Here is a 25486-nt window from a genome sequence, read left to right as displayed (position 1 = left end):
GAGCGGATGGACAGCTGCACGTACTTCGCCGACGAGGAGTGGCGCGACCATCTGGTCGCACTCGCGGACGAGCTGGTGACGGTCCGGGCGTTCTGCACGGCTCCCGAGGGGTTCAACGGGGCGGACCAGGAGGGGAACGGGGTCGAGAGAGGACGGCAACGGCTCCGCGAGGCGCTCCCGGCGGACACTCCGGTCGACGAGGACCTGCTGGGTCGGGGCGCCGCCAGCGTCGTCGCCGACGCGGACGCCGAGACCCTCGGGCGGACGGTTGACGACGTCGTCGACCTGCTCGTCCGCCGCGGGAGCAACGACCGCACGGACGAGGACCTGCCGACCGAGTGTCCGCACCCCGCGACCGATGGGCGCGACCGGTGTGTCTTCCACGGCGACGCGTCACCCGCGGCGGTCCGGGACGCGCTCCACGAGGCGCTGTCGGCCGACGACCCGGCACGCCACGTCGTCGTCGGGGCGTCGTTCGACCACCTCGACCTCGCCGGCTACGTCCACCACCCAGCGTACAACCGCCCCGTCGACCTTCGGTTCTGTACCGTCTCGGGCCGGGCCGACCTCTCGGACGCCCGGTTCGGGACGGGACTCCGACTCGACGCCTGTTCGTTCGGCGAGGTTCGCGCGAGCGGAGCCGTCTTCGACGGCACGGTCCGATTCGCGGGGGCTCGCTGCCGCGGGGCCGCCGGGTTCCGGCGCGTCGAGTTCGGCGGCGACGCGTGGTTCCGCCACACCCGTTTCGAGGGGGATGCAGGGTTCGGTGGCGCGCGCTTCGACGAGGAGGCCCACTTCACCGACTGTCGCTTCGAGGGTGGCACGGACTTCCTCGACGCCACGTTCGCCGACCGGACCTGGTTCGTCGGTATCCACGGCGGACGACGGCACCGGTCCGGACCGCGAGCGGACCTCCAGTTCAGGAACGCCACGTTCCGGTCGGGCGTGGAGTTCGCCGGGGCGACGCTCGTCGGTGACCTCGGACTCCGGGGCGCCGGCATCGACGGGGGGCTCGACTGCTCGGGACTCGTGCCGGGGCCGGACCGGTCGGCCGAGGAGCGCGTCGTCGTCGACTGTACGGACGCCACCATCGCCGACGGCAAGCTCCACCTGCCCGACGACGAACGTATCGTCTTCGACTGCACCGACGGGGCCATCGCCGACATCACCATCGTCGGCGGTGACTCGGGAGTGGTGCCGTTCGACCACCTCTAGGTGGCCCGGACCTCGTTCGACGGGTTCGCGTTCGAGGACCACCGCGGCGCACTCGGCGAGACGTGGAACCTCCACCGGGTTCACGACCCTGGCCGCGGCCGGGGCGTCGATACCGACCTCGAGCCGAAGGTGCTGGAGTCGACGTATCTCAAGGCCCGTCGTGGGGCCGACGCCACCGGCGACCGGACCGCGGCCTCGCAGTTCTTCGTCCGGGAGATGCGCTACCGCCGTCGGCTCAAACGGGATGCGGTCGGGGCGGGCGAGACCGCCGCCGACCGGCTGCGGGCGGCCGGCGGCTGGGTCACCAACGCGCTGTTCGGACTGAGCTGTGGCTACGGCGAGCGCCCGCTCAGAACGGTCGTGGTCTCCCTGCTGCTCGTAGCCGGGTACGGGGCGGTGTTCGCCGGCCTGGGAGCCGTGACGCGACCGGACGCGTCGCTCGTGACCGTCGTGCTCGAGAACCTGACATTCAGTCTCCAGTCGTTCGTGAGCCTCATCTTCGGCGGCGTCCCGCGTGGCGCGACGCTCCCCGTCCGACTGCTTGCCTCGTCAGAAGGGTTCCTGGGCGGCTTCCTCATCGCCCTGTTCGTCTTCGCGTTGACCCGGTCGGTCCAGCGGTAGCCGCGACGGGATTACTCCGTCTCGGGTTCGCGCTCGCCGTCGCTGTCGGCACCCGTGTCTTCGGTGTCCCGCTCCGGCGTCGCCGCCCCGGTGTTGTCGCCCGCGCCGACGTCGATGTCCTCGCCCATCTCCTGGTCCATCTCCTCGATGACCTCGTCGGGATCGCGGATGTCGGCGGCGTCCTCGCCCTCCTTGATGGCCTGGGCCTCGGCCTCCATCTGCTCGACGTCCATCTCGGTCTCCTGCTCGATCTGCCCGAGTATCTCCTCGATATCGTCGAGGCCGAGCAGTTCACGCGTCTCCGCGTCGAAGTCGAGCGCCTCCAGTTCCTGGCCGTCGCCCTGCACGTCGCTGCCGGTCAGGTGCTTGCCGTAGCGCCCGACGAGCGAGGTGAGTTCCTGCGGCAGGACGAACGTCGTGGACTCGTTCTGGCCGATGGACTCCAGCGTCTCCATCCCCTTCTCGATGACCGCGCGCTCGCCCATCGACTCGGCGGATTTGGCGCGGAGCACGGTCGAGATGGAGTCCCCCTGTGCCTCGAGAATCTGTGACTGCTTCTCCCCCTGTGCCCGGATGATGTCGGACTGCTTGTCACCCTCGGCCTTCTCGATGGCCGACCGGCGCTCACCCTGTGCCTCGAGAATCATGGCACGGCGGCGGCGCTCGGCGGAGGTCTGCTGCTCCATCGCCTGCTGGACGTCCTGCGAGGGATTGACCTCGCGGACCTCGACGGACTCGACCCGGACCCCCCACTCGTCGGTGGGTTCGTCCAGTTCCTTCCGGATGCGGGCGTTGATCTCGCCGCGCTTGTTCAGCGTGTCGTCGAGTTCCATGTCGCCCAGCACCGCACGCAGGGTGGTCTGGGCGAGGTTGGAAACGGCGCGTTTGTAGTTGTCGACCTCGAGGAAGGCCTTCTTGGCGTCCATCACCTTGATGTAGACAACGGCGTCGGCCGTCACGGGCGAGTTGTCGCGGGTGATGGCCTCCTGCCGGGGCACGTCGAGTGTCTGCGTGCGCATATCGAACGCGTAGGTGGCGGAGACGAACGGTGGGATGAACGAGATGCCGGGCTCCTTGATGCCGCGGTACTGCCCGAACAGCGTCCACACCTTCCGCTCGTACGCCTGCACGATGACGACGGATTTGTAGACGGCGACGATGGCGATGGCCAGGATGACCAGCGTGACGATACCACCGACGACGCCCGCCTGTGCCGGGAACAGAGGGAGGGCCATACGGCGCCTTCGGGCGAACGGTGCTTGAAGGTTGGCCCCGACGCGCTCTTGTCACTCCCCCGTCTACGACACGGTGATGCCTGACGAGTTACCGGCCGCGGCGGCCCGGGCGTTCGACGCACACGACGCATACGAGCGAGCGGCAGGCGGGCCGGCGTTCGTGCTGACGACCACGAAGTTCGAGGCCACCGTCACCGCGCGCGACGGCGGCGAGCCCGAGTGGGCGCTGACCTACGAGCTGGAGGTCCGGGCGCCGATGCTCTCGACGGCGACAGCTGACGAGGTCGGCCCCACCGTCGAAGAGGGGTGGTTCGACACGCTGGCGCTCCGGCTGGAGGACGCCCCCGGGGCGGTCCGTGACTCCGTGGATATCGACCTAGACGTGACCGAGGAGGCCGGCGACGCGGTCGCGACCTACCGGTTCGAGTCCGGGGACTCCGACCGCGCCGCCGCCATCGCGAAGGCGTTCGCCGAGTACGTCGAGGGGACGTACATGGAGGGTGTGGTCCCGGGCTACGACTACCAGCCGCCCGTCTCCGAGATGCTCGCGTCGGCCCGGGGCGCGGGCGGTGACGAGGGGTCCGGCGACCCGATGCCGTTGTAATCTCTGAAGGGACTGCTCTCCGGTCTCGAAGCCGATGTTCTGACCAAGTGGGTGCCACAGGACCCACCCGGCGTAGGTTCAAGTACCGGAACGGGAGCAAGGCCCGTGTGCCCTGAACGCTGCCTGGTGCGCGGCTGCTGGTGTGTGGTGCGACGCGCGCCGGACTCGGCCACAGTACCGCCTGTTCGCCCTACCCCAGCAGCGACGCGAGCGTCTCGCGGACGGCGTCGGCCGCCGCCGTGATCTCCTCACGGCGGACGTACTCGCGGTCGGCGTGGGCGACGGCCCCCTCCTCGTCCGCCAGAACGCCGGGACCGAAGACGACCGTCGGCGCGTCCGCAGCGAAGTAGGAGGCCTCGCAGGCGGCGCCGAACGCGCGCACGTCGCCGCCGGAGGCGTCGACCAGCGCCTCGGCCAGCGGCTCGTCCGGGTCGGTCGTCCACGCCTCGAGGAACGGGGTCTCGCGCTCGGTCAGCGCGAACGCGGCGCCCGCGTCGTCCATCGCGGCTGCCCGGAGGTGCTCGTTCAGCGCCCGCTCGAAGCCGTCGGCTGTCTCCGGCGGGACGCTCCGGCGGTCGATGCCGACCCGGACCTCGGCGGGCACCTGGTTGATGGCCTCGCCACCATCGACGGTCGTCGCGGTCAGCGTCGGCGCGCCCAGCTGTGGGTCCGTCCCGGGGCCCCGTTCGGCATCGAACGTGTCCAGCGCCGCCAGCAGCGGTGGCAGCGCCCGGAGCGCGTTCGTCCCGGATTCGGGTTCGGCGGCGTGTGCGGCCTCGCCCGTCACCGTCAGCGTCCCCTCGAACCGACCCTTGCCGGCCGTGCAGACGTCCAGGCCGGTCGGCTCCCCGACGATGTAGCCGTCCGCCCGGAGTGGGTCGTCGCCGAACGCCAGCGCGTCCGCGCCGGCCGAGGTGGTCTCCTCGTCCGGCGTGATGGCCAGCGTCAGCCGGCCACGCTCGACGGGCGCGTCGAGGAAGGCGTCGACCAGCGCCGCCAGCGGTCCCTTCGCGTCGCAGGCGCCGCGCCCGCGAACGATGGCCCCGTCCGCGTCGAGCGTGAATGGCACGTGCGGCGGCACGGTGTCGATGTGCGTGTTGAGAACCAGGTGCGGGCCGTCGCCGTCGCCCTCGCGGACGGCGAGCGTGTTGCCGGCGTCGTCGACACGTGGGTCGACACCCGCGTCGGCCAGCGTCTCGACGAGCAGGTCGCGCATCGCCCCGACCGACTCGTGGGAGGCGGTCCGGACGGCACGCTCGTGGAAGGCGAGCGGGTCGAACCGGGGGGCAGCACTCACGCGTCTAGTCGCCCGTGTTGGTACCCGCATCCGTCAGGTCGACATCCAGTTCGGCGTCCGGCCCCACGCCCGGCTCCGGGACCTCGGCCTCGAACTCGAAGACTGCTGGCCCGCGAAGGAGCGCATCGTCGTCGGTGACGGTGACGAACAGGTCACCACCCGGCGGGGTGACCCGGACGGTCTCGCCGGTTCCGATTCGGCCGAGTCGGTGGGCGACCGCCGCGATGGCGACCGCACCTGTCCCGCAGGAATCCGTCTCACCCTCGACGCCGCGCTCGTAGGTCCGCTGGCGGAAGGCCGCGTCCTCGTCGCCAGTCGGGGCCACGCGCGAGGCGAGGGTCACATTCGCGCCCTCCGGGAACACGTCGGCGTGTCGGACCGCCGGCGCGATGTCCTCGAGGTCGACCGCGTCCACGTCCTCGACGAAGGAGACCGCGTGCGGGACGCCCGTGTTGACGGCCGTGACGGTGAGCCCCTCGACGTGTTCCTGGACGAGCGGTTCGGCCGTCTGGACCGGGACCACGCCCGGGAGGAACCGCGGACGACCCATCTCGATGGTGACATCGTCGCCGAACCCGCGGTCGTCACCGTGGCCACGGTTGCCGTCGTCCGGGGCCTCTCGTGCGATGACCGCGCGACGGGTCCCGGACTGCGTATCGATCATCACCTCGTCGCTCCCGGTGCGTTCGGCGGCCCAGCGGGCCGCACAGCGCGCGCCGTTGCCACACATCGCGGCGACGGACCCGTCCGGCTGGACGAGCGTCATCACGACGCGCGGGGAGGCGTACTCCGTCTCGAGATGGAGGAAGAGCACGCCGTCCGCCCCGATGTGGGGGCTGTCCGGGTGGCTGATTCCGGTCGTTCGGTCGCAGAGTGCTCGTGCGAACGCCCGCCGGTCGCCGACCCGCTCGGCGGCGTCCACGACGACGAAGTCGTTGCCCGTTCCGTGGTATTTCTGGATGTGTACCATCGTGTCCTCGCGTGGGGTGACGTGCCGACCCGTGAGACCGTCTGACACGTCGCTCGTTGAGGGCTAGATGTGAGACGCGCTCAAGAGTCCTCCGCTTCTGACTCTAGGCGGGTTAATTCGGGGAGCCGTTCGCGTCGTGCCGCGAGCCGTGGCTCGCCGTGCTCCAGCGCGACCACCGCCGGCCGCGGCCGAGAGTTGTAGTTGCTGGCCATCTCGTAGCCGTACGCGCCGGCGTTCCCGACCGCGAGCAGGTCGCCGCGCGACGGGTCCGGCAGCGGCCGGTCCCGGGCGAGGACATCTGCGGTCTCGCAGACCGGCCCCGAGACATCACAGGCGACGGTGTCGCGCCGCGGGACATCCGGTTCCAGGCTCCGCATCTCGTGGAAGGCGTCGTACATCGCCGGCCGAACCAGGGTCGTCATCCCGGCGTCGACGCCGACGACGGTCGTCTCCGGCGTCGGCTTGACCGTATTGACGGTCGTCAGGAGGACGGCCGCGTCCGCGACGAAGTAGCGCCCGGGCTCGATGGCGAGCTGTGGCGGCGCCGGCGCGTCTTCACTATCGTCGCCCGCCACGGCCTCCAGCCACCCCTCGCGGTACGCCTCACGGGTCGCCTCGGCCACCGTGTCGAGGTCGAGCGGCGGCTCGTCCTCGTGGTACGGGACGCCGAACCCGCCGCCGACGGCGACGAAGTCGAGCGCCTCGTCCACCTCGCCCGTGAGCGCGCCCATCCGCCGGACGAGCTCGCGGTGGGCCGAGAGGTCATCGCCGGAGATGCCGCTCCCGGCGTGGGCGTGGAGCCCCACGACCTCGAAGCCGTGGTCGAGCGCCCGTTCGACGACGGCCGCCGTCCGGTCGTAGGGGACGCCGAACTTCGGCTCCGCGCCGGTCGAGACCTTCGCGTGGTGGCCCGCGCCGACGCCCGGGTTCACGCGGACGCAGAGCCGGCCCTCGAAGTCGCGCTGTGCGACCCGGTTCAGGGTGTCCATCGCGCCGACCGTGAGGACCATCTCGTCCGCGGCGTCCAGCCCACAGACGTAGTCGAGGTCCCGGGCCGGCGGGTTGACCGCCGTGTACCGGACTCGACTCGCGGGGAAGCCGGCCGCCAGCGACCGCTTCACCTCGCCCGCGGCCGCGCACTCGGCGCCGACGCCGCGGTCGGCGAGGGTCTCCAGCACCGGCCGCGTCGTGTTGGCCTTCACCGCGTAGCTCAGGTCCGCATCCGGGAACGCCGACCGCAACCGCGAGGCGTTGGCCTTCACGCGGTCCAGGTCCTGCACGTACAGCGGTGTCTCGTACTCGTCGGCCAGGTCGCGCAGGGGCTCCGCCGGCCAGTCCGACAGCCGCCGAACAGCCGGGTTCTCCGTCGTCGACGGCCAGCCCTCGCCATCAGGCATGGCACGCACCTCTCCAGCAAGTAGCGTCGCTCGGTGTGACAGGCGATGTCCTGGCGGACTGGAAGGGCGAGCGCGGCTGGCGGCGAAGCCGCCAGCTAATAGATTGTCGGCGGAGCCGACAATCCTCTCGACGAAGCACGCCGTTCGGGAGAGCTTCGCTCTCCCGCAGCCCAGCAGAATCTTCGATTCTGAGGACGACGCAAGCACTGCAGGCCGAGCGAAGCGAGGCCGAAGCGCGAAGCGAGGCCGAAGCGCGCAGCGAGGCGCGCGAGTCGAGAGCGCGAGGGCTTCCGAGGCTCCGCCGTTGTCCGTCGTCGCTGTGCGTTCGAGTGGAAACCATACTGAGTCTCAGTTGTCCCGCAGTGCGTCCTCGCGCTCGGTCGCCTCCAGCGTCGACTCCTCGACGTGGGTCGCCACGACCGCCGGCTTGTACGCGCCGCCGTCGAACAGGTCGTGTTCGCCGACGCTGGACTCGACGTACCGGATGAACGCCCGCCGCTCGGGTGGGAGCCGGCCGTAGATGACCTCCTCCTCGACGAGGTCGTAGACGGGAATCCGGGGCGTCAGGAGCGTGTTCTCGCCGACGACGCTGTTCTCCCCGACCTCGAAGCCCGAGGTGACCCGGCAGCCGGCGCCCAGCGAGACGCCGTCCTCGACGACGACGGGCTCGGCCTCGACGGGTTCGAGGACGCCGCCGATGAGCGTGTTCGCGCCCAGCTTCACGTCATCGCCGATCTGCGCACAGGAACCGACCGTGTCACAGGAGTCCACGAGCGTCCCGTCGCCGACGTACGCGCCGATGTTGACGAACGCGGGCGACATCATGATGGCGTCCGCACCCACGTACGCGCCCCGGCGGACCACGGTGCCGGTGGGCGTGTTCCGGGTGCCGCGCTCGGGCAGGTCGCCGGTCTCGCGGAGCGGCAGCACGTCGTGGTACGTGACGCCGCCGTGCTCGAAGGCCTGGATGTCGCGCAGACCGAAGTTGAGCAGGATGCCGCGCTTGACCCACTCGTTCGCCTCCCATCCGTCGTCACTGGGTTCGGCGGCGCGAATCTCGCCCGACTCGAGGGCATCGAGGAAGGCCTCCAGCGTGTCCAGTTCCTCGCTTCCGACCGCGTCGACGTTGCCGGCATCGTACCGCGCTGCCAGTTCCGTCACGTCCGCTTCCAGCGTGCTCATGCGTCGTCAGTCACCCCCGTCCCCGATAACGTCCCCGAACTCGTACCAGCCCGCCTCGTGCCCGGGAAGCCACTCGGCTGCGTCGACCGCGCCGGCGGCGAAGACGCCGCGGGACTCGGCGCGGTGCGTGAGGCTCAGCACCTCGTCGTTGTCGGCGAACATGACCTCGTGTTCCCCGCGCACGTTCCCCGCGCGCCGGACGTGGACGCCCACCTGCCCGGGTTCGCGAGGGTCCTCGCCCTCGCGCCCGTACGTGCGGTCGAGCGCCTCGCCGCGCGCGTCGTCGAGCTCGTCGAGTAGCGTGTTCGCGGTCCCGCTCGGTGCGTCGCGTTTGCCGTTGTGGTGGGTCTCCGTGAGCTCGACGTCGTAGCCCGGGAGCGCGGTCGCGGCCTCCCGAACCACGCTCAGGAGCGCGTGCACCCCCCGTGCGAAGTTCGAGGCCTTGAGGACGGGTGCGGACTCGGCAGCCTCGTGGAGCGTCGCCAGTCCCTCGTCGTCGAAGCCGGTCGTCCCGACGACGGCCGGGACGCCCGCGTCGGCTGCCTCCGCGACGTACTCCCCGCTCGCGACGGGGACCGTGAAGTCGACAAGCGCGTCCGCGCCGTCGAGCAGTGCGGGCAGGTCCTCCGGTGGCTGGAGGTCGGCCCCCGCGACGGTGCCCGCGGGCTCGCGCGAGACGGGGACGAGGTCGTGGTCACGCTCGGCGACCTCGCGGGCCACTTCGCCGCCGGTCCGACCGGTCGCGCCAGTGACGACCACCTTCATGCTTCGGCGTCGACGGGTTCGAGGGCCGCCAGCACCTCGCGGAGGTGGTCGCGGTTCTCGTCGCTCAGGAGCGACAGCGGCGAGCGCATCCGCCGGGAGTGGTGGCCCCGCATCTCCATGGCCTCCTTGATGGGGATGGGGTTCGTCTGGACGAACAGCGCGCGGAACAGCGGCCCCAGTTCGTAGTGGAGTTCGCGGGCGCGGTCCATCTCGTCGGCGAGCGCTGCGTGGACCATCTCCACGGTCCGCTCGGGTTCGACATTCGCGGCGACGCTGATACAGCCGGTGCCGCCCGTCGCCACGACGGGCAGGGTCATCCCGTCGTCACCGGAGAGGACGGTGAAGTGCTCGTCGCGGGTGCGCTCGATGACCTCGCAGATGCGCCCCATGTCGCCGCTGGCGGCCTTGTAGCCGACGACGTTCTCGTGCTCGGCGAGATTCACTGCGGTCTCGACGGCGATGTTGCGTCCGGTCCGGCCGGGGACGTTGTAGATGATCTGCGGTAGGTCCACCTCGTCGGCGACCTGCCGGAAGTGGCGCTCCATCCCGGTCGGTTCGGGGATGTTGTAGTACGGCGAGATGAGCAACAGTGCGTCGGCGCCGGCAGCCTCGGCGCGCCGGGAGAGCTCCAGCGCCTCGCGGGTGTTGTTCGAGCCGCTACCCGCGATGACGGGCACGTCCTCGACGGCCTCGACGACCGCCTCGATGACCTCGACGTGCTCGTCGTGAGTCATCGTCGCGGACTCGCCGGTCGTCCCGACGGGGACGACGCCGTCGACGCCTGCCGTCTCCAGTCGGCGAGCGTTGGCCTGCAGTGTCTCGAAGTCGATGCTCTCGTCCTCGTGGAACGGCGTGGTCATCGCGGGGAACACGCCGTCGAAGGTGTCGTGTGTCATGTTCGTGTGGTGTCGGTGGCCGCGGCGCCGCAGAGCGGACCGAACGGCCGTTCGTGGGGAGGTCCTCGGGTCGCTCCCCTATGTAGTTGTAGTTCGGGCGGCCGGATGCGGCCCGTGACGGGGTGCCAACCCGCCGCGAGCCATCAGCTACGCGTGCGCTTGCGCTTCCCGGCCTTCGAGAACGGACGGGGGGACGCGCCGCTCGGCGTCGTGCGGGACCGAGCGTGCGCGAGCCGTCGCATACGTGCCGAATCAGGAGCCGCGAACTTAGCCGTTACGTCACGGCTCCGGCTGGTGTCCGGATACGGGTCTCTCTTCGCTGGCCCGTGAGACCGAGCGTGCGTGCGCTTCCCGGAACAAGCCATCTCGGGCGGGAATGGAAGGGGCTGGCCGGCTGGCGGCGTCTCTCGTCATCACGAAAGGCGGCTCCGCCGCCGTTCGAACGACAGCGAGCCCCGGAGCGTCGAGCGGCCAGGGGCTTCCGAGGCGTTCCTTCTAGTCGAAGAATCTCCGGACCATCTGCCACGGCTCACCTGCGACCTGGACTGCCGCGGGGAAAACGACCATGCCTCCTCCGGCCGTCCGCCGGGTCATGAACGTACTCATCACGGGTGGCAGTCGCGGCATCGGCGCCGCCGTCGCCCGTCGGTTCGGCGAGGCGGGGGCGCACGTCGCGCTCTGTGCCCGCGACGAGGAGCCGCTCCACGAGGTGGCCGCCGATATCGTCTCGGCCGGCGGCGAGGCGACGACCCAGCGCGCGGACGTCCGCGACGAGTTCGACGTCGAGCGATTCGCCGAGACGGCCGCCCGCGAGGGCGGTCCCATCGACCTCGTGGTCGCGAACGCCGGCGTCTACCACGGTGACCCCGGGGAGACACCGCTCGCCGACGAGTCCTACGCCGCGTTCGACGAGCACCTCCGGACGAACGGGCGGGGCGTGTTCGCCACGATACGGGAGTCCGTCCCCCACCTCGCCGACGACGCGCGGGTGCTGGTGCCCTCGGGAAGCATCGCCCGGGACGCGAAACCCGGCTTCGGGAGCTACGCGGTGTCGAAGGCGCTGGCCGAGGCCGTCGCCCGCCAGTCCGCCGCCGAACTCGACATCCCCGTCGGCGTCGTCGACCCCGGACAGGTCTCGACCGAACTCACGGGCGAGGGGCCCGGCCGCGACCCGGCGGAGGTGGCCGACCTGTTCCACTGGGCCGCGACCGAGGCACCGGCCGAGGAGCTGGACGACAGCGTGCTGGACCTGCGGGCGTGGAAGCAAGCGACGCGGTGAGCCGTCGGAAGCGGCGAGAACCGCCGAGCCGACCGGCAGCTGGCCGCTTGGGCTCGTTCCACCCAGAGTTATTAATTCAGTGAGCTTTCCTCCGACAGTTCTATTAACGAAGGGACTTGAGTTGTTATCAAAGATGAGTGCGGAGACACGGACGGACGGTGACGAATCGACGCTGTCGGCGAGTCTGGACGGGCTCTCGAGGGTCGGAGTGGCGGCCGCCATCGGTCTGCTAGCCGTCTCCGCGCTGGCCGTCTCGGAAGAGCTGTGGAAACTGCTGATCGTCGGCTGGGTGGCGTTCGTCGCGATGGCCGGCGCTGCCCTGCTCGGGAACCGCGCGGCCCGCACGCGCGACGCGTTCGGGCTGGTGTGGGGCTACGGTCTCGCCGCGGGCGCGATGGTCACCTCCGCTGCCGTCTTCCTCCTGCCACAGGCGTTCGGTCTCGGCGGGCAGATCGGCGGCTTCGGCGTCGCCGCGGGCCTGCTGGCGGGCTACGCCTCCCACACCGCCAGCCACCGCCTCTCGCACCTCGACGGCATCAACTCCGCCGCGGTCGAGCTCACCGCGCACTCGCTCGCCGCGGGGCTCATCATCGGCGTCATCTACGCCGCGCTCCCGGACCCCGGCCTCCTGCTCGGGCTGTCCATCGTCTCGCACAAGGGCCCGGCGGGCTACGCGGCCGCCCGCCGCCTGCGCCACGATGGACAGCGCATCTCGCTGTTGCTGCTCCCCGCGGCCGGCGTCGCGCTCGCAGCCATCCCGGTGGCCGCTATCCAGCCGCCGCTGTCGGCGAACGTCAGTGCGGCGGTGTTCGGCTTCGCCGCCGGTATCTTCCTCCACCTCGCGATGGACTTCCTGCCCGAGTGCGAGCTTGGCGGGGAGGTCGGGCAGGTGGCCGAGCTGGACGACATGGACGGCGAGGCCCACCACTTCCTCGACCGGCTCCGCGTGCACGCCGTCGGGAGTACCGCGCTCGGCGCGCTGGCCGTGTTCGGCGCGTGGCTCGTTATCGCGTAATATTGATATTTCCGTCTTTATTCCCTACATTATTTCTTAATTAACGGCAGATTCCAAGACCGAAGAGGTGAACAGATAGGAAGCCCCCGCGGGCTCGACGTTCCGGGGCTCGCTGCGCTCCTCAGTCGTTCGCTCCGCTCACTCCCTGCGGTGCTTGCGTCGCCCGGGAACGGTCGAGCCCGCGGCCCCTTCCATTCCCACCCGATACTGACTGTGGAGGCTCGCGGCGGCCCTGCCCTTCCCCGGGTCGCGCGGGCCTCGCGCGTCCGCGCTCGGCCACGCGCTCCCGGCCCGGCGGTGGTTGCCTGGTCAGCCGGTTCCGAGACCAGGAAGCGCGCTCGCGCCATCCAGCGGAGGCCGCGAACGTCAGTGAGCGTGCCGGAGCCCGTTCGGCGCGAGCGCGGGGAGGTTTGGGGATCCTGCGCCTCGCTGGAACCACCACGTGCAGACGCCCAGCCGAACAGGCACCAGGGCGGGACTGAAAGGGGCCGGCCGCTCGACCCAGCCCCGGCGATGCAAGCACCGCAGCGAATGCCCGGAACGGGGGCGACCGGAGGGAGCCGCCGCACGCCCGGACCGCGAGGAGCGCAGCGAGCCGCGGCTGGTCGAGCGGCCGGGGGCTTTCTACCCGGTTCCATCGTCGCTGTCGCTGTCGTCGCTGTCGTCGTTGGAGCGGCCGAGTGCGCTCCATCGGATTCCATCGCCATCACGAACGTCCTGCCCCCACCAACACGTTGACGACGCTCCCCCGAGCCACACGTACCATGACGCTGGCAGCCGACACGCGCGAGGCCGTCCGGGAGCGGCCCTTCCTCCACGCCGCGCTCCAGGCGGGCGTGGTCAACTACACCGCCGCGGCCCGCTTTCTCGACCTCGGCGACACCGATGAGGACCACGAGGCCGTCGCCGCCGCCCTCCGCCGCTACGCCGACGAACTCGGGGAGTACGAGCCCACCACCGCCGGGACGAGCGCCCGCGTCGAGATGCGCTCGGGCATCGGCCCGACCGACGACCGCGCGGACGCCGTCCTCTCGGTCGGCGGGGTCATCCTCGCGCCGACCGGCGGCGACGACACCGGCATCGTCGCCACGGGCGACCTCGACCCGACGGGGCTCGCCGAGGTCCTCGACCGCCTCCGACTGGCCGACATCGACGTGAACGCGGCGGGTGCGACCGACGAGAGCGCCGTCGTCGTGGTCCCCCGGCGCGATGGCCCGACGGCGCTCCGGGTGGTCGAAGAGACGCTGTAGGCCCGGCGGGTCACGACCAGTTCACGCGGACCGCATCGTTGAAATCCCGACCGGGGCAATCCCGGGACATGACGCTCCGCGTGACGAACACGCTGACGGGGGAGAAGGAGGTCTTCGAGCCGCGCGACGAGGACGAGGTCCTGCTCTACTACTGCGGCCTCACCACCTCCGACCCCGCGCACATGGGCCACGCCCGCTCGTGGCTCCACGTCGACGTCATGCACCGGTGGCTCGAGCACCGGGGCTACGACGTGCGCCACGTGGAGAACTTCACCGACGTGAACGAGAAGATCGTCGCCCGCGTCGGCGAGGCCGGCGACGACGAGGCCGAGGTCGCGGAGCACTACATCGCCGACCTCATCGAGGATATGCGGGCCTTGAACCTCAAGCGGGCGGAGGTGTACCCCCGCGTCTCCGAGCACATCGGGGAAATCATCACGATGGTCGAGCGGCTGGTCGAGGAGGGCCACGCCTACGAGTCGAACGGCTCGGTCTACTTCGACGTGACCACGTTCGAGGACTACGGCAAGCTCTCGAACCAGACGCTGGACGAACTCGAATCGCAGGGCGACCCCGACGAGCGGAGCGAGAAACGCAACCCGGCCGACTTCGCGCTCTGGAAGGCCGACGGCGTCGGGCCGGAGGACATCGCGGAGCACCGCCACGACGAGGCCGCGCCCGCCGAGGACGCCGCCGCCTGCGCACAGACCTGGGACTCACCGTGGGGCGAGGGGCGCCCCGGCTGGCACATCGAGTGCTCGGCGATGTCCACGACCCATCTCGACGACACCATCGACATCCACGTCGGCGGCCGCGACCTCGTGTTCCCGCACCACGAGAACGAGATCGCCCAGAGCGAGGCCGCGACGGGCCAGACGTTCGCGCGCTACTGGCTCCACACCGCCCTCGTCCAGGTCGAGAGCGGCGAGGACGAGAGCGAGAAGATGTCCTCCTCGCTGGGGAACTTCTCGACCGTCTCGGGACTCGTCCGCGAGCGCGGGCCGAACGTCGCGCGGATGTGGGCGCTCTCGGCCGCGTACAACACGGAGGCCGTGTTCTCGCCGGCGACCCTCGACGAGGCCGCCGAACGCTGGGAGCGACTCGAACGCGGGTACGAGGCCGCGGTGAGTGGCTGCGACTCGACCGCCGCCCGCGCGAGCGTCACGGACGAGGCACTCCGCGAGGCCGTCGCCGACGCGCACGGTGCCTTCGCCGCCGCGATGGACGACGACTTCAACACGCGCGAGGCGCTGACCGCGCTGCTGGACCTCGTGGGCGCCGTGAACCGTCACGTCGCCGAGGAACCCCACGACTACCGCGGCCTCCGGCGCGCCGTCGAGACGTTCGAGCAGCTGGGCGGCGAGGTGCTGGGCTTCGAACTCGGCGACGCGGGCGGGGGCGGCGACGTCCAGCTGGCCGAGGACCTCGTCGAACTCGTCCTCGCCGCCCGCGAGGACGCCCGCTCTCGCGGCGACTACGAGCGCGCCGACCAGCTGCGCGACGACCTCGCGGCGCTCGGCGTCGAGGTGCAGGACACCGACGACGGGCCGGAATTCCGGCTTCCCTGACCGTCCGTTCGGCGTTCCGGCGGACACAGGCCACCGGACTTATCCCCGGCAATCGAGAACCGACAGCCGATGACACGACGTGCAGTCGCCGCGTTACTCGCGCTACTGACGATCACTGCGGGCTGTTCGGCCCTCTCCGGGGCGACCACCTTCACCGCCGAGCGAGGGACCGTCTCGGAGTCGGCACAGTCCGATACGGGCTACTCGCTGGCGAACGAGGATACACAGGAGGTCACTCGCTCGTTCGCCGGGCAGGAGGTCGTCGTGAAGAACCAGCTCACGGAGTACGCCCGCTCGACCAGCCTGCCGGTGTTCGGTGACCAGCAGGTCGCCCGATTCAGCGTGTTCACCACGCCGGCGGTCGAGGTGGCCGGCCAGGGACCGTTCAACCCCGTCGCGGACCTGAACAACACGCAGCTGGCGCTGCAGCTCCAGGCCCAGTACGACACCATCGACAACGTCCGGTTCGAGGGGAACCGGACGGCGACGATGCTCGGCGACGAGGTGACCGTCAGCAAGTTCCGCGCCGACGCCCAGACGACGCAGGGCACGGACACCGAGGTGTTCATGCATATCGCCCAGACCCGGAGCGGTGACGACTACGTCGTCGCCATCGCGGTCTACCCGGCCCAGCTCGACAGCGAGCAGGAGAACGTCGACACACTCCTGAACGGAGTCCAGCACCCCGGCAGCGGTAGTGACGACGGCAGTAGCGACGGCGGAGACGACGGCAGCAGCAGTGACGGCGGCGACAGCACCCCGACCGCGACCGAGGGGAGCGGCTCCGGCGGCGCCACCGCCACGCCGACCGACGACGGCCTCGTCTGAGACCCGCCCACCTGGGGCACTCGCGACAACGCTTTTCTCCCAGCCATCCGCGACCGGAGTATGATGGACAGCGTCACGCTGGGCGGCGCGGGACTGACCGTCCTCGCGACGGTCGGCTACGCGCTCGCGACGGTCGCCCCGTACCCGGGGCGGGCACTCACGCTCCCGGGGCTGATGGTGGGCCTGACCATGCTGGCCGTCGGCCTCGCCGCTGACCACGACCTGACCGCCACTGCCTCGGAGGCGGCGGCCGCCGCCGAGACAGCCGACGAAGCGGCGGCAGCAGCCGAAACCGGCGGGGAGGCACCCTGATGCTGGACGCCGTCGTCTTCGACCGCGAGCACGGCGTCCGCGAGTTCGACGCCGGCGACTCGCTCGGGGCGGCCCGCGACGCCGACGGGACGACCTGGGTCCGGGCCCACGAGACCGACCGCGAGACGTTCGACCGCGTCGCCGAGACGTTCGGCATCCACGCGCTGGCCGTCGAGGACGTCGTCAACAACGTCCAGCCGACGGTCGAGGAGTTCCCGAGCTACACGTTCTGCCTGCTGAAGTCGACCGAACTCCTGCGCGACGACGCGGAGACGCCCGCGTTCGACGAGGTGGTCCGGGACGACCCCGTCGGCGTCTTCTTCGGCCCGGACTGGGTCGTGACGATGTCGACCGCGCGGCTCCCCGCCGTCGACCGAGTCCGGCAGGCCCTCGCCCGCGAGGACGAGCGCCTGCTCCAGCGCGGCCCCGACTTCACCGCATATCGTGTCCTCGACGTAGTCGTCGACGGCTACTTCGACGTGCTCGACGACATCGAGACCAGCATCGAGGCGCTGGAGGAGCTCGTCCTCGTCACGACGGACATCGAGGTGCTCGAACGGGTGAACGGGCTCCGGCGGGAGCTGCTTGCGTTCCGGAAGCTGGCCTGGCCCGCCCGCGACGCCATCGGGGGGCTGGCCCGGGGGGACCCCGACCAGGTCGCACCGGAGACGGAGAAGTACTTCCGGGACGTCGCCGACCACCTGGTGCAGGTGGTCGACCTCGTCGAGACCTACCGCGAGCTGGTCCGGGGCTCCCGGGATATCTACCTCAACACGCTCTCCCAGTCCACCAACGAGGTGATGAAGCGGCTCACCGTCGTCGCGGTCATCTTCCTCCCGCTCACCTTCTTCGCGGGCGTGTTCGGCATGAACTTCGAGACGATGCCCGAACTCGGGTGGCCGTACGCCTACCACGCCGCGCTGTTCGGGATGACCGGCGTCGCCGCCGTGCTCGCGCTCTACTTCAACGAGCAGGGCTACCTCTGAGCGTCGCCGCGACACGGCAGGTTCAGGTGGCTGGCGCCGAATCTCGAGGCATGAGCGACGACGACGGGTACGTCCACGACCCGGCGGCCTTCGGGGAGGACGAGGAGGCGGCGGACGAGGGGGGTGGACCGTCGGCGGCGAGCGACACGGCGCCCGGTGACATCCCCCGCGGCGACGCCCGCGAGTTCGACTGGCGCGGGTGGATTCTGGTCGTCGCCATCCTGTTCGCGTTCGTCGTCATCCCCGTCGCGCTGTACTTCCTCCCGCGGGCGCAGGGGTTCGTCGCCTCGCTGGGCCTCTCGCTACGCGACGCGTTCCTCGTCCTGCCGCTGCTGCCGGCCATCGTGCTCGGTGCACTCGCGGTGTGGGCGACGACACGGCCCTGAGTGGGCCCTCACTCGACGAGTTCGGACGCCAGCCGCTCGGCCGCCCGGACGTGTTCGTCGGCCGCCGCGTCCCCCGTGCCCTCGACGTTCGCGAGGAGTTCCGCGACCTCGGCGACGCGCTCGCGCGCGACCGCGGGGTCGTCGATGTGGCGGGCGTCGGCGGCGACGGCCTCGGCCTCCCCGAGCCATCGACTCGCCGTCCGCTCGACGGGCCGTTCGGCCGTGGCCGCGAGGTGGTCGTGCAGTTCCTCGAGCGCCTCGCGGTCGAACGCGTCGCTCACGATTCGCGCTTCCCCATCAGGATGGCCACCGTCCACGAGCAGACGACTGTCTCGTCGCCGCCCTCGCCGTCGCCCGCCAGCACCTCGATGTCGCGGACGACGACGCCGGCGTCGGGGTGGCCCTCCGAGTCCCGGCGCTCGACCACCTCGTGGCGCACCCGGAGGACGTCACCGGGACGCACCGGCCGGTGCCAGGTGAGGTCCGTGATGCCGAGGCCGCCGCGGTTGGTGGAGTCGTTGAGGAAGTGCTCGACCATCAAGCGGGTGGCGACGCCGACCGTGTGCAGCCCGCTCGCGATGAGCCCGCCGTACTGCGTTTCTGCCGCGGCTTCCGGGTCCGTGTGCATCGGCTGCGGGTCGAACTGCTCGGCGAATGCGACGATGCCGTCCGTGGTCATCTCGTGGCTCCCGTAGGTCTCGCCCCACCCGACCGCCATATCCTCGAATGCGCACATATCGGCCGTTCGAGGGGCGCGTGGTTAAATTCACGTCACAGTGGCGGAACGGCGCGCTCGCAACGGTTATGTCCTTGTGAGTCATTAACTAACATATGTCCGTCCGAATCTACGAGTGTGTCGGGTGCGGGTCGCGCGTGATGGCGCAGGGGTACCCTGGCCGCTGCAGGGACTGTGGAGCGAACCTGCTGAACCTCACCGTCCGGCGCGAGTGAGCGACCGCCGGAGTGAGCCAGCGGCGCCGAGCCACCACGCTCCACGGAGGTCGGTTACCGCACCCCGACAGCGGCTTCCCCGGTCGAGGGGGCCTCCTCGGGAGTCGGGGTACGCACCGTGACCCCGTTGGCCCGCAGACAGCGGCGCATCCGCGTCTGCGATACCCCCACCGAACGAGCCGCCCCCGCGATGTCGACAGTCCCGTTCTCGTACAAGGTCACCGCCGTCCGAAGTGTATCTGCACGCATCGGTTACACTTCGACCGAATAGACCAGTAGTCATAACTTTTTCGGAGAATATCTCATAGTATGACAACCTCAGAAACCAATATCCAAACGGATGCCATCAGAACCTCTCGACAAGTGCAGAAGTGATAGACGGTAGCACTGAGCGAACTGATACGGGGAATCGGCCGTCGGGTCGGGTGAGAAGAGGGGGGTCGCCCGGTCCTCGTCGGTCCGAAACGCGGGCGTCAAATAGGTGGTGGCACGAACGGTTCCCTATGAGCGTGACCGAACGGTTCAACGCACTGGGTGAGAAAGAGAAGGTCGGCGGCGGCGCGGTACTCTTCCTCGCGGGAGTGCTCATCCTCGGCCTGGTCACCTTCGCCGGAGTCCAGTCCGAGTCGCTCCAGATCGTCCTCGGAACCGTCGGCGTCATCACCGTCGTCATCGGCGTCCTCTCCATCGGCATCAGCGAGAAATCGGTGTAGGAGGGGTACCCCCGACGGGCAGAGGAGCGGCGTTTGCTATCTCCCTGCGACAGCTCCGTACACGTGCGACGTCATCTCGGGGTACATCGATAGCCGCCAGACACCCACCCTACTCTACGTACCCCTCGGTGAGCGACTCGACGTACTTCGCGACCACGTCGACCTCGAGGTGGACAGGGTCACCCACTGACTTCTCCCGGAGGTTCGTCAGGTCGTAGGTCGCGGGGATGACGGCCACGTCGAACTCGCCCTCGGCGCCGTCCTCGTAGCCCGTTCCTGGCGTCTCCAGTCGCGCGACCGTCAGGGAGATACCGTCGACCGCGATGGACCCCTTCTCGACGACGTACTTCGCGAGCGGGCGCGGCAGCGAGAACGAGAACGTCCAGTCTTCCCCCACCTGCTCGATACCCGTCACCCGGCCTGTCCCGTCCACGTGCCCCTGGACGAAGTGGCCGTCGAAGCGCCCGTCGGCAGGCAGCGCCCGTTCGAGGTTGACGACATCGCCAACCGCGAGCGACCCGAGATAGGTGCGCTCGATGGTCTCCTCGGAGCAGAACAGCTCGAAGGACTCGTCGTCGTGGGCCTCGACGGTGAGGCAGGCACCGGAGACGGCGATGGACTCGCCGTGTTCGAGTTCGTCCGCGAACGAGGCCGCGACGCGCATCCGAAGCCCCTCGTTGGTCTCCTCCCGGGCGAGAATCTCGCCGGTCTCCGCGACGATGCCGGTGAACATACCCGGGCTTGGAGCGAGGCGGCCGAAAGGGTGCCGGCTCGGGGAGGCCTCCATCCGGTCGCCAGCGGCCGACCGCTGATGTGTGTCACCGCGCGTCACCCAAGCTGCTGTTTGAGTCACGGGAACGTCCTTTGTGCCGGAGTGACGAGTCGAGGCATGGACGCGACACCCTCCCGGCGCCAGTTCCTGTCCGCGACGCTCGCTGCGGGGACCGCCGTCGTGGCCGGCTGCACCGACTCCCTCCGCAGTGGGGAGACCGAACGCGAGCTGGAGCTCTCGCTCTCCCGCGAGGACGGACCGCTCCGCGAGTCGTTCGTCGTCGACCTCTCGGAGACCCGGTCGCCCGACGACGAGGACGCCTTCGCGGCGGCCGTGAACGGCGAGGCCTACACCAGCCAGTACCGCCGGCCGTTCTACTCCACCGCGGACGACCCGGAGTACGTCGAGCACGAGGGAACCTACTACCGCCTCGGCGCGGTCGTCGTCGACGAGGAGACGGTCACCCATCCGGTCCTTCGCCTCTCGGCGGCCGGGGATGCCGGTTCGGAGGACACGCCTGACGGGGTTCCCATGGAATCGCTTCCGGACGGCGACCGGCGTGCGGTTCGCATCGCCTACAAGGCGGCTCGCGCCCGGGGGAACGTGGGCGGAGCCCCCTGGGGACTGGTCCAGCGCGGCGGCTACGTCTACCGCGACGAGACGGCCGTCGAGACCAGCGACCTGCTCGGGGCGGACGGCCCGGACCACGTCACCCACCGCGAGACGGTGTACGCCGTCGGGGTGACGCGCGAGACCTTCCACGAGCCGGTCTACCGTGCGACCGCGGAGCCGGTCGCCGACTCGCCCGAGCAACTGGAGGCCGTCATCCGCGCACAGTTCGTCGACGCGCGGTTCTCGCGTGCCGACATCTCGCAGGCGGCACGCGACGTGCTCCGCGAGGCCGAGAACGGCGGGTACAGCGAGAGCCACCCCTACTCGGACGGCTACCGGGAGGTCCTGCGGGCGCTCCACCGGCGGGCCTACCTCGACGGGAACATCGAGAAGGACGCCGGCGTGGCAGACGACGGTCGTCGGATGGTGCTGTACGACGGGACGTACTTCGACTACTGGCTCCGGTTCACGGGGGGAGACGAGGCCTGAAGCCCGGGGGGCGACAGCTGGTCCCGCGAGGGCGCGTACCGGTGGAGGGCCGTGTGGTCAGCGGTCGTCGCTATCCCAGTCGTGCAGGCTTGCCGAAGTTCACCAGTACCGATTTGGTCCGACGGTAGTCCTCGAACGCCTCCTCGTCGAGTTCGCGGCCGATGCCCGAGCGCTTGTAGCCGCCGTGGGGCATCGCCTCGCCCATCTCGTTGTAGCAGTTGACCCACACGGTGCCCGCTTCGAGGTCGTCGGCGACCGTGTGGGCAGTCTCGAGGTCCGTCGTCCACACCGCGCTCGCGAGACCGTACTCCGTGTCGTTGGCCTGCGCGACCATCTCGTCGCGGTCGCTCCACTCGTGGACCGTGATGACGGGCCCGAACACCTCCTCGCAGGCGACCGTGTGGTCGTGGTCGACGTTCGTCAGCACAGTCGGCTCGAAGAAGGGGGCGTCCCCACAGCCCTCGATGTCGGGCGCGTCACCGCCGGCGAGCACCTCCGCTCCCTGGGCCACGGCCGTGTCGACGTAGCCCTGCACCGTCTCGAGGTGCTCGTGGTCGACCAGCGGCCCGACGGTGGTGTTCGGCGCCAGCGGGTCGCCCAGTTCGAGCCGCTCCATCTTCTCCGTGAACGTCTCCAGGAACTCGTCGGCGATGGCCTCGTGGAGGAAGAGGCGGGCGCCCTCCGTGCACTGCTGGCCGGCGTTGAAGAAGCTCGCCACCATCGCCCCCTCCGTCGCGTCCTCGATGTCGGCGTCCGCGCAGACGATATTGGGACTCTTGCCACCCAGCTCGAGGGAGACGGCCTTCATGTTCGCAGCAGCGCCCTGCATCACGGCGCGGCCGGCGCGCTCGGACCCGGTCAGCGACACCTTCCGCACGTCGTCGTGTTCGCTGATGGCGGCGCCGACCTCCGGCCCGTCGCCGGGGACGACGTTGACGGTTCCCTCGGGCAGCACGTCGTCCATGAGGTCGGCGAGTTCCAGCGTCGACAGCACCGCGCGGGGAGACGGTTTGAACACGACCGTGTTGCCCGCGGCGAGCGCGGGGGCGGTCTTCCACGCGACGAACATCGCGGGGAAGTTCCACGCGCTGATCTGCCCGACGACGCCGTACGGCTCGCGCTGCGTGTAGCCGAGCTTGTCGCCGCTCGTGTTCGGACTCCGGCCAGCGTCCTCGGTCCGGGCGAGCGAGGCGAAGTGTCGGAGCTGGCGCAGCAGGATGGTGAAGTCGGCGAACAGCGACAGCTGGTTGGGCTTGCCCATCTCCAGCGGGTCGATCTTCGCGAGGTCGGCCTTCCGCTCCTCGATGCGGTCGGCGAGCTCCTCGAGCTTCTCGGCGCGCTGGCGCCCGTCCATGTCCCCCCACGCGCCCTCGAACGCATCCTGGGCGGCCGCGACCGCGCGGTCCACGTCGTCGCTCGTCCCGCGCTGGTACGTCGCCAGTTCCTCGCCGGTCACAGCGTCGACAGCCGCCTCCGGTTCCGCGCTGCCCTCGACCCACTCGCCGCCGATCAGCAGGCCGTACTCGTCGTCCAGTAACTCCTCGGCGGTCGACCGGTGCGTCTCGAGGACCGACTCGCTCACGCCGTCGGCGCTCCCGCGGAAGTTCTCGCGCTGCATCGAGTGGGTGTTGTTTCTACTACCGGTTACTCATTCCGGATTTTCACAATAAAAGTAAATATATCCAGTTACCCCATCGCGACAGCGGCGGCGCTCACTCCACCTTCGTGACGAACATCGCGTGCGCCGCGTTCTCGCTGTGGGAGGTGACCTTGAGTCGGATGGTGTCGCCGGTCTCGACCGTGTCGGGGACGTTCTGGTCGACGAACACGACCAGCCCGTTCACCTTGACGACGGCCTCGCGGCCGTGGCCGGTGTCGTTCGTCTCGGTGACGACCGCCGTCTGCTCGGAGCCGACGGGTGCGGCCTCGCTCTCGTCACGGCGCTGGGCCGCCTCGTGGGCGGCCTGGGCCTCGGGGTCGTCGTACTTGCCGTCGCCGCCACCCAGCATGGCGCGGCCGAGCAACAGCAGAACGAGCACGAGGACGCCACCGCCGGCGACCAGCGCGAACGGGAGTTCGGACTGGAGTACGGGAAGCACGGTGGCACCGACGCAGGGGGTGCCGATAACAGTCCCGGCATCCGGCCGGAACCGGGAGGAGCGCCGTCGTCACGGGGGCGGCCTGTGAACACCCCACGACCGACGGGTTGAAGTGTCGAACGGACCGGATACGCGGTATGAGTGTCGAGCTACCGTTCGCCCCCGTCGATACCGTCATCCGGCGGAGCGCGGGCGACCTCCGCGTGAGCGCAGAGGCGGCCGAGGAGCTCGCGCGCCGTATCCAGTCCCGTGGGGCCGCACTGGCGGTCGAGGCCGCCGAACGCGCCACCGAGGACGGTCGCAAGACCCTGATGGCCGAGGACTTCGCCGACCTCGCCGAGGGGGACGTGCCCGCGAACAGCGACCCGGAGGGGCTGGAACTGCCCATCGCGCCGGTCGACCGCATCGCCCGGCTCGACATCGACGACTCCTATCGGGTCGCGATGGACGCCCGGGTCGCGCTGGCGACCATCCTCGAACGGTACGCCGACCGCGTGGCGGCCGCTGCGGCCGTGCTCGCGCGACACGCCGACCGCCGCACCATCAAGGAGGAGGATGTGGCGGTCTACTTCAGACTCGCAGAGTACTTCTGATGCGATTCGGCTACCGCGACGCCTGTCTGCGACACGAGACCGGCGCCCGGCACCCGGAGTCCTCGGACCGGCTCCGGGCCATCCGCCGGCGCCTCTCGCGTCTCCACGGCGTCGAGTACGAGGAGGGCTCGCTGGCGACCCGCGAGGCGCTCGAACGCGTCCACGACCCCTCGTATCTGGACGAGGTCGAGCAGTTCTGCGCGGACGGCGGCGGTACCTGGGACGCCGACACCGTGGCGGTGGGCGCCACCTGGGAGGCCGCTCGTGCCAGCGCCGGGCTCTCGGTGTGGGCGGCCAACGCGGCGCTCGACGGCCACCAGGGCCACGACACCCCCTTCGCCATCGGCCGGCCGCCCGGCCACCACGCCGAACCGGACGACGCGATGGGCTTCTGCTTCCTCGGCAACGCCGGCGTCGCGGCCACCGACGCCCTCCAGCGCGACGACGTCGACCGCGTCGCTGTCTTCGACTGGGACGTCCACCACGGCAACGGCACCCAGAAGATGTTCTACGAGCGCGGCGACGTGTTCTACGCGTCCATCCACGAGCGCGGCCTCTTCCCCGGCACCGGCCACGTCGACGAACCCGGTCGCGACGAGGGCGAAGGTTCCATCCTGAACGTCCCCTACCGGGGTGGCTGTGGCGACGCCGAGTACCTCGCGGCCATCGACGAGGCGCTTCGGCCTGCCCTGGAGCGGTACGACCCGGACCTCCTCATCGTCAGCGCGGGCTTCGACGCCCACGAGCACGACCCCATCTCCCGGATGCGGGTCTCGACCGAGGGGTACGGCGCGATGACCCGCCGGCTGGACGACCTCTGTGACGACCTCGATGCCGCGCTCGCGTTCGTCCTCGAGGGCGGCTACAGCCTCGATGCGCTCGCGGATTCCATCGCGATGGTCCACGAGACGATGCACGGCCGGGACCCCGTCGAGACCGACGAGGCGGTCAGCGACCGGGCACGCGAGCGGCTGGACGAGGTGCGCGAGGAACACGGGTTGTGAGACGACACGCCGGAACACCCAAGGGCGGGGAGTCACTCGCGCTGCCGGGCCCGGAGCAGCGCGAGTCCTCCGAGGTCGGTGACGAGGAAGGCCCCGACACCGGCGAGGAACGGGTCGAGTGACAGGAGGCCCGTCCCGACGAGGTAGCAGCCGACGAACGCCCCCGCAGCCACCGCGCAGGCGACGAGGACCCACCCCACCGCCGTCCGCATCCGGTCGTAACTGGACCAGTACTCGTCGTAGGCCATCGGAACCCCGACACCCAGCGTCATCAGAATGAGGAAGCTCCCGGACGACCCGGCGAACGCCGTCTCGAACGCGTACGCCGCTGGGAGTGCGACGAGGATGGCGGCGAGCGTCGCAACGGTCTGCTGGGCCGTGACCCACTCGCGAATCCGGCTGGAGTTCGTTGCGGGCATTCGACGCGGGCGTTGGCCCGGCATCGAC

The 25486-nt window shown here is 70.3% G+C and carries 30 protein-coding genes; 16 read left to right on the top strand and 14 right to left on the bottom strand.

Annotated elements, in window-relative coordinates; all coding sequences use genetic code 11:
• Positions 1–6: 6 nt before the first annotated feature.
• Together NL115_RS11090 and NL115_RS11085 are read left to right on the top strand one after the other, a co-directional pair.
• On the top strand, positions 7–1215 hold the full coding sequence (locus NL115_RS11090; RefSeq protein WP_254829437.1) for a pentapeptide repeat-containing protein: 1209 nt from the start codon (positions 7–9) through the stop codon (positions 1213–1215).
• Positions 1216–1836: a hypothetical protein gene (locus tag NL115_RS11085; protein ID WP_254829436.1), complete on the top strand. Its 621-nt coding sequence runs from the start codon at positions 1216–1218 to the stop codon at positions 1834–1836.
• A gap of 11 nt (positions 1837–1847) precedes the next feature.
• On the opposite strand, the gene NL115_RS11080 is transcribed toward NL115_RS11085, so the two are convergent.
• Positions 1848–3071, bottom strand: a complete 1224-nt coding sequence (locus tag NL115_RS11080; RefSeq protein WP_254829435.1) for an SPFH domain-containing protein — start codon at positions 3069–3071, stop codon at positions 1848–1850.
• A 76-nt stretch (positions 3072–3147) separates the two neighbouring features.
• On the opposite strand from NL115_RS11080, the gene NL115_RS11075 reads away from it, so the two are divergent.
• The gene (locus NL115_RS11075; protein ID WP_254829434.1) at positions 3148–3675 is read left to right on the top strand and encodes a DUF5813 family protein; all 528 of its coding nucleotides are present in this window, start codon (positions 3148–3150) and stop codon (positions 3673–3675) included.
• A 190-nt stretch (positions 3676–3865) separates the two neighbouring features.
• Here NL115_RS11075 and NL115_RS11070 read toward each other — a convergent pair whose 3' ends face one another.
• From NL115_RS11070 to dapA, 6 genes are all read right to left on the bottom strand, one after another.
• A complete protein-coding gene (locus NL115_RS11070; RefSeq protein ID WP_350355241.1) occupies positions 3866–5002 on the bottom strand; it encodes a M20 family metallopeptidase in 1137 nt (378 codons plus the stop codon).
• Complete coding sequence (gene dapF, locus NL115_RS11065) at positions 4977–5942, bottom strand: diaminopimelate epimerase (protein WP_254829432.1); 966 nt, start codon at positions 5940–5942, stop codon at positions 4977–4979. The genes NL115_RS11070 and dapF overlap by 26 nt, the downstream gene beginning before the upstream one ends.
• A gap of 80 nt (positions 5943–6022) precedes the next feature.
• The gene (gene lysA / locus NL115_RS11060; RefSeq protein WP_254829431.1) at positions 6023–7339 is read right to left on the bottom strand and encodes a diaminopimelate decarboxylase; all 1317 of its coding nucleotides are present in this window, start codon (positions 7337–7339) and stop codon (positions 6023–6025) included.
• A gap of 348 nt (positions 7340–7687) precedes the next feature.
• The gene (locus NL115_RS11055; protein WP_254829430.1) at positions 7688–8521 is read right to left on the bottom strand and encodes a 2,3,4,5-tetrahydropyridine-2,6-dicarboxylate N-succinyltransferase; all 834 of its coding nucleotides are present in this window, start codon (positions 8519–8521) and stop codon (positions 7688–7690) included.
• A 6-nt stretch (positions 8522–8527) separates the two neighbouring features.
• A complete protein-coding gene (dapB, locus tag NL115_RS11050; protein WP_254829429.1) occupies positions 8528–9286 on the bottom strand; it encodes a 4-hydroxy-tetrahydrodipicolinate reductase in 759 nt (252 codons plus the stop codon).
• On the bottom strand, positions 9283–10182 hold the full coding sequence (dapA, locus tag NL115_RS11045; RefSeq protein ID WP_254829428.1) for a 4-hydroxy-tetrahydrodipicolinate synthase: 900 nt from the start codon (positions 10180–10182) through the stop codon (positions 9283–9285). Before dapA ends, dapB begins: the two co-directional genes overlap by 4 nt.
• A 592-nt stretch (positions 10183–10774) precedes the next feature.
• Here dapA and NL115_RS11040 point away from each other — a divergent pair.
• The 8 genes from NL115_RS11040 (at position 10775) to NL115_RS11005 (ending at position 17806) form a co-directional block, all read left to right on the top strand.
• Complete coding sequence (locus NL115_RS11040) at positions 10775–11461, top strand: SDR family NAD(P)-dependent oxidoreductase (RefSeq protein WP_254829427.1); 687 nt, start codon at positions 10775–10777, stop codon at positions 11459–11461.
• Between the two features lie 133 nt (positions 11462–11594).
• Complete coding sequence (locus NL115_RS11035) at positions 11595–12476, top strand: ZIP family metal transporter (RefSeq protein ID WP_254829426.1); 882 nt, start codon at positions 11595–11597, stop codon at positions 12474–12476.
• Between the two features lie 764 nt (positions 12477–13240).
• Positions 13241–13726, top strand: coding sequence for a DUF7523 family protein (locus NL115_RS11030; protein WP_254829425.1), 486 nt, complete (start codon positions 13241–13243; stop codon positions 13724–13726).
• A gap of 68 nt (positions 13727–13794) precedes the next feature.
• On the top strand, positions 13795–15294 hold the full coding sequence (cysS, locus tag NL115_RS11025; RefSeq protein ID WP_254829424.1) for a cysteine--tRNA ligase: 1500 nt from the start codon (positions 13795–13797) through the stop codon (positions 15292–15294).
• A gap of 69 nt (positions 15295–15363) precedes the next feature.
• Positions 15364–16122, top strand: coding sequence for a DUF6517 family protein (locus NL115_RS11020; protein ID WP_254829423.1), 759 nt, complete (start codon positions 15364–15366; stop codon positions 16120–16122).
• Positions 16123–16182: 60 nt separating this feature from the next.
• On the top strand, positions 16183–16434 hold the full coding sequence (locus NL115_RS11015; RefSeq protein WP_254829422.1) for a hypothetical protein: 252 nt from the start codon (positions 16183–16185) through the stop codon (positions 16432–16434).
• Positions 16434–17420 (top strand): magnesium/cobalt transporter CorA, encoded by a 987-nt coding sequence (corA, locus tag NL115_RS11010; protein ID WP_254829421.1) that lies wholly within the window; start codon positions 16434–16436, stop codon positions 17418–17420. The genes NL115_RS11015 and corA overlap by 1 nt, the downstream gene beginning before the upstream one ends.
• Positions 17421–17470: 50 nt before the next feature.
• On the top strand, positions 17471–17806 hold the full coding sequence (locus tag NL115_RS11005; protein ID WP_254829420.1) for a DUF7977 family protein: 336 nt from the start codon (positions 17471–17473) through the stop codon (positions 17804–17806).
• Positions 17807–17814: 8 nt separating this feature from the next.
• On the opposite strand, the gene NL115_RS11000 is transcribed toward NL115_RS11005, so the two are convergent.
• Positions 17815–18087, bottom strand: coding sequence for a DUF8152 family protein (locus NL115_RS11000; RefSeq protein WP_254829419.1), 273 nt, complete (start codon positions 18085–18087; stop codon positions 17815–17817).
• Positions 18084–18542 carry a MaoC/PaaZ C-terminal domain-containing protein gene (locus NL115_RS10995; protein WP_254829418.1) on the bottom strand — a complete coding sequence of 153 codons (459 nt, stop codon included), beginning with the start codon at positions 18540–18542 and terminating at the stop codon, positions 18084–18086. Before NL115_RS10995 ends, NL115_RS11000 begins: the two co-directional genes overlap by 4 nt.
• Before the next feature lie 95 nt (positions 18543–18637).
• Between NL115_RS10995 and NL115_RS10990 the strand changes: the two genes are divergently transcribed.
• Entirely contained in the window at positions 18638–18757 is a 120-nt protein-coding gene (locus NL115_RS10990) for a rubrerythrin-like domain-containing protein (RefSeq protein WP_254829417.1), read from the top strand.
• A 54-nt stretch (positions 18758–18811) separates the two neighbouring features.
• Here NL115_RS10990 and NL115_RS20835 read toward each other — a convergent pair whose 3' ends face one another.
• On the bottom strand, positions 18812–19006 hold the full coding sequence (locus NL115_RS20835; RefSeq protein ID WP_491536937.1) for a DUF7317 family protein: 195 nt from the start codon (positions 19004–19006) through the stop codon (positions 18812–18814).
• A gap of 254 nt (positions 19007–19260) precedes the next feature.
• Between NL115_RS20835 and NL115_RS10985 the strand changes: the two genes are divergently transcribed.
• Complete coding sequence (locus NL115_RS10985) at positions 19261–19470, top strand: hypothetical protein (RefSeq protein WP_254829416.1); 210 nt, start codon at positions 19261–19263, stop codon at positions 19468–19470.
• Positions 19471–19579: 109 nt separating this feature from the next.
• Here the strand turns inward: NL115_RS10985 and NL115_RS10980 are convergent, their stop codons facing one another.
• A complete protein-coding gene (locus tag NL115_RS10980; protein WP_254829414.1) occupies positions 19580–20203 on the bottom strand; it encodes a riboflavin synthase in 624 nt (207 codons plus the stop codon).
• Positions 20204–20359: 156 nt separating this feature from the next.
• Between NL115_RS10980 and NL115_RS10975 the strand changes: the two genes are divergently transcribed.
• Positions 20360–21343 (top strand): hypothetical protein, encoded by a 984-nt coding sequence (locus tag NL115_RS10975; protein ID WP_254829413.1) that lies wholly within the window; start codon positions 20360–20362, stop codon positions 21341–21343.
• Positions 21344–21413: 70 nt separating this feature from the next.
• Here NL115_RS10975 and NL115_RS10970 read toward each other — a convergent pair whose 3' ends face one another.
• Both NL115_RS10970 and NL115_RS10965 read right to left on the bottom strand, forming a co-directional pair.
• The gene (locus tag NL115_RS10970; RefSeq protein ID WP_254829412.1) at positions 21414–22961 is read right to left on the bottom strand and encodes an aldehyde dehydrogenase family protein; all 1548 of its coding nucleotides are present in this window, start codon (positions 22959–22961) and stop codon (positions 21414–21416) included.
• A 94-nt stretch (positions 22962–23055) separates the two neighbouring features.
• Positions 23056–23442, bottom strand: a complete 387-nt coding sequence (locus NL115_RS10965) for a hypothetical protein (RefSeq protein WP_254820982.1) — start codon at positions 23440–23442, stop codon at positions 23056–23058.
• Between the two features lie 137 nt (positions 23443–23579).
• Here NL115_RS10965 and NL115_RS10960 point away from each other — a divergent pair, with 137 nt between their 5' ends.
• The gene (locus NL115_RS10960; RefSeq protein ID WP_254829411.1) at positions 23580–24035 is read left to right on the top strand and encodes a histone; all 456 of its coding nucleotides are present in this window, start codon (positions 23580–23582) and stop codon (positions 24033–24035) included.
• Positions 24035–25039 (top strand): histone deacetylase family protein, encoded by a 1005-nt coding sequence (locus tag NL115_RS10955; RefSeq protein WP_254829410.1) that lies wholly within the window; start codon positions 24035–24037, stop codon positions 25037–25039. The genes NL115_RS10960 and NL115_RS10955 overlap by 1 nt, the downstream gene beginning before the upstream one ends.
• Positions 25040–25071: 32 nt before the next feature.
• On the opposite strand, the gene NL115_RS10950 is transcribed toward NL115_RS10955, so the two are convergent.
• Entirely contained in the window at positions 25072–25458 is a 387-nt protein-coding gene (locus tag NL115_RS10950; protein ID WP_254829409.1) for a hypothetical protein, read from the bottom strand.
• Positions 25459–25486: the final 28 nt, after the last annotated feature.

The sequence above is a fragment of the Haloglomus salinum genome (assembly GCF_024298825.1).
GTDB classification, from domain to species: domain Archaea; phylum Halobacteriota; class Halobacteria; order Halobacteriales; family Haloarculaceae; genus Haloglomus; species Haloglomus salinum.
Note: the sequence above shows the minus strand (reverse complement) of the source record. Positions and strands in the feature narration are given on the sequence as shown.

What these genes read in the sequence shown, in the direction of transcription:
- NL115_RS11090 (WP_254829437.1), top strand. Translation starts at nt 7, where the DNA reads ATGGACAGCTGCACGTACTTCGCCGACGAGGAGTGGCGCGACCATCTG.
- NL115_RS11080 (WP_254829435.1), bottom strand. Translation starts at nt 3,071, where the DNA reads ATGGCCCTCCCTCTGTTCCCGGCACAGGCGGGCGTCGTCGGTGGTATC.
- NL115_RS11075 (WP_254829434.1), top strand. Translation starts at nt 3,148, where the DNA reads ATGCCTGACGAGTTACCGGCCGCGGCGGCCCGGGCGTTCGACGCACAC.
- NL115_RS11070 (WP_350355241.1), bottom strand. Translation starts at nt 5,002, where the DNA reads ATGCGGGTACCAACACGGGCGACTAGACGCGTGAGTGCTGCCCCCCGG.
- dapF (WP_254829432.1), bottom strand. Translation starts at nt 5,942, where the DNA reads ATGGTACACATCCAGAAATACCACGGAACGGGCAACGACTTCGTCGTC.
- lysA (WP_254829431.1), bottom strand. Translation starts at nt 7,339, where the DNA reads ATGCCTGATGGCGAGGGCTGGCCGTCGACGACGGAGAACCCGGCTGTT.
- NL115_RS11055 (WP_254829430.1), bottom strand. Translation starts at nt 8,521, where the DNA reads ATGAGCACGCTGGAAGCGGACGTGACGGAACTGGCAGCGCGGTACGAT.
- dapB (WP_254829429.1), bottom strand. Translation starts at nt 9,286, where the DNA reads ATGAAGGTGGTCGTCACTGGCGCGACCGGTCGGACCGGCGGCGAAGTG.
- dapA (WP_254829428.1), bottom strand. Translation starts at nt 10,182, where the DNA reads ATGACACACGACACCTTCGACGGCGTGTTCCCCGCGATGACCACGCCG.
- NL115_RS11040 (WP_254829427.1), top strand. Translation starts at nt 10,775, where the DNA reads ATGAACGTACTCATCACGGGTGGCAGTCGCGGCATCGGCGCCGCCGTC.
- NL115_RS11035 (WP_254829426.1), top strand. Translation starts at nt 11,595, where the DNA reads ATGAGTGCGGAGACACGGACGGACGGTGACGAATCGACGCTGTCGGCG.
- NL115_RS11030 (WP_254829425.1), top strand. Translation starts at nt 13,241, where the DNA reads ATGACGCTGGCAGCCGACACGCGCGAGGCCGTCCGGGAGCGGCCCTTC.
- cysS (WP_254829424.1), top strand. Translation starts at nt 13,795, where the DNA reads ATGACGCTCCGCGTGACGAACACGCTGACGGGGGAGAAGGAGGTCTTC.
- NL115_RS11020 (WP_254829423.1), top strand. Translation starts at nt 15,364, where the DNA reads ATGACACGACGTGCAGTCGCCGCGTTACTCGCGCTACTGACGATCACT.
- NL115_RS11015 (WP_254829422.1), top strand. Translation starts at nt 16,183, where the DNA reads ATGATGGACAGCGTCACGCTGGGCGGCGCGGGACTGACCGTCCTCGCG.
- corA (WP_254829421.1), top strand. Translation starts at nt 16,434, where the DNA reads ATGCTGGACGCCGTCGTCTTCGACCGCGAGCACGGCGTCCGCGAGTTC.
- NL115_RS11005 (WP_254829420.1), top strand. Translation starts at nt 17,471, where the DNA reads ATGAGCGACGACGACGGGTACGTCCACGACCCGGCGGCCTTCGGGGAG.
- NL115_RS10995 (WP_254829418.1), bottom strand. Translation starts at nt 18,542, where the DNA reads ATGTGCGCATTCGAGGATATGGCGGTCGGGTGGGGCGAGACCTACGGG.
- NL115_RS10990 (WP_254829417.1), top strand. Translation starts at nt 18,638, where the DNA reads ATGTCCGTCCGAATCTACGAGTGTGTCGGGTGCGGGTCGCGCGTGATG.
- NL115_RS20835 (WP_491536937.1), bottom strand. Translation starts at nt 19,006, where the DNA reads ATGCGTGCAGATACACTTCGGACGGCGGTGACCTTGTACGAGAACGGG.
- NL115_RS10985 (WP_254829416.1), top strand. Translation starts at nt 19,261, where the DNA reads ATGAGCGTGACCGAACGGTTCAACGCACTGGGTGAGAAAGAGAAGGTC.
- NL115_RS10980 (WP_254829414.1), bottom strand. Translation starts at nt 20,203, where the DNA reads ATGTTCACCGGCATCGTCGCGGAGACCGGCGAGATTCTCGCCCGGGAG.
- NL115_RS10975 (WP_254829413.1), top strand. Translation starts at nt 20,360, where the DNA reads ATGGACGCGACACCCTCCCGGCGCCAGTTCCTGTCCGCGACGCTCGCT.
- NL115_RS10970 (WP_254829412.1), bottom strand. Translation starts at nt 22,961, where the DNA reads ATGCAGCGCGAGAACTTCCGCGGGAGCGCCGACGGCGTGAGCGAGTCG.
- NL115_RS10960 (WP_254829411.1), top strand. Translation starts at nt 23,580, where the DNA reads ATGAGTGTCGAGCTACCGTTCGCCCCCGTCGATACCGTCATCCGGCGG.
- NL115_RS10955 (WP_254829410.1), top strand. Translation starts at nt 24,035, where the DNA reads ATGCGATTCGGCTACCGCGACGCCTGTCTGCGACACGAGACCGGCGCC.
- NL115_RS10950 (WP_254829409.1), bottom strand. Translation starts at nt 25,458, where the DNA reads ATGCCCGCAACGAACTCCAGCCGGATTCGCGAGTGGGTCACGGCCCAG.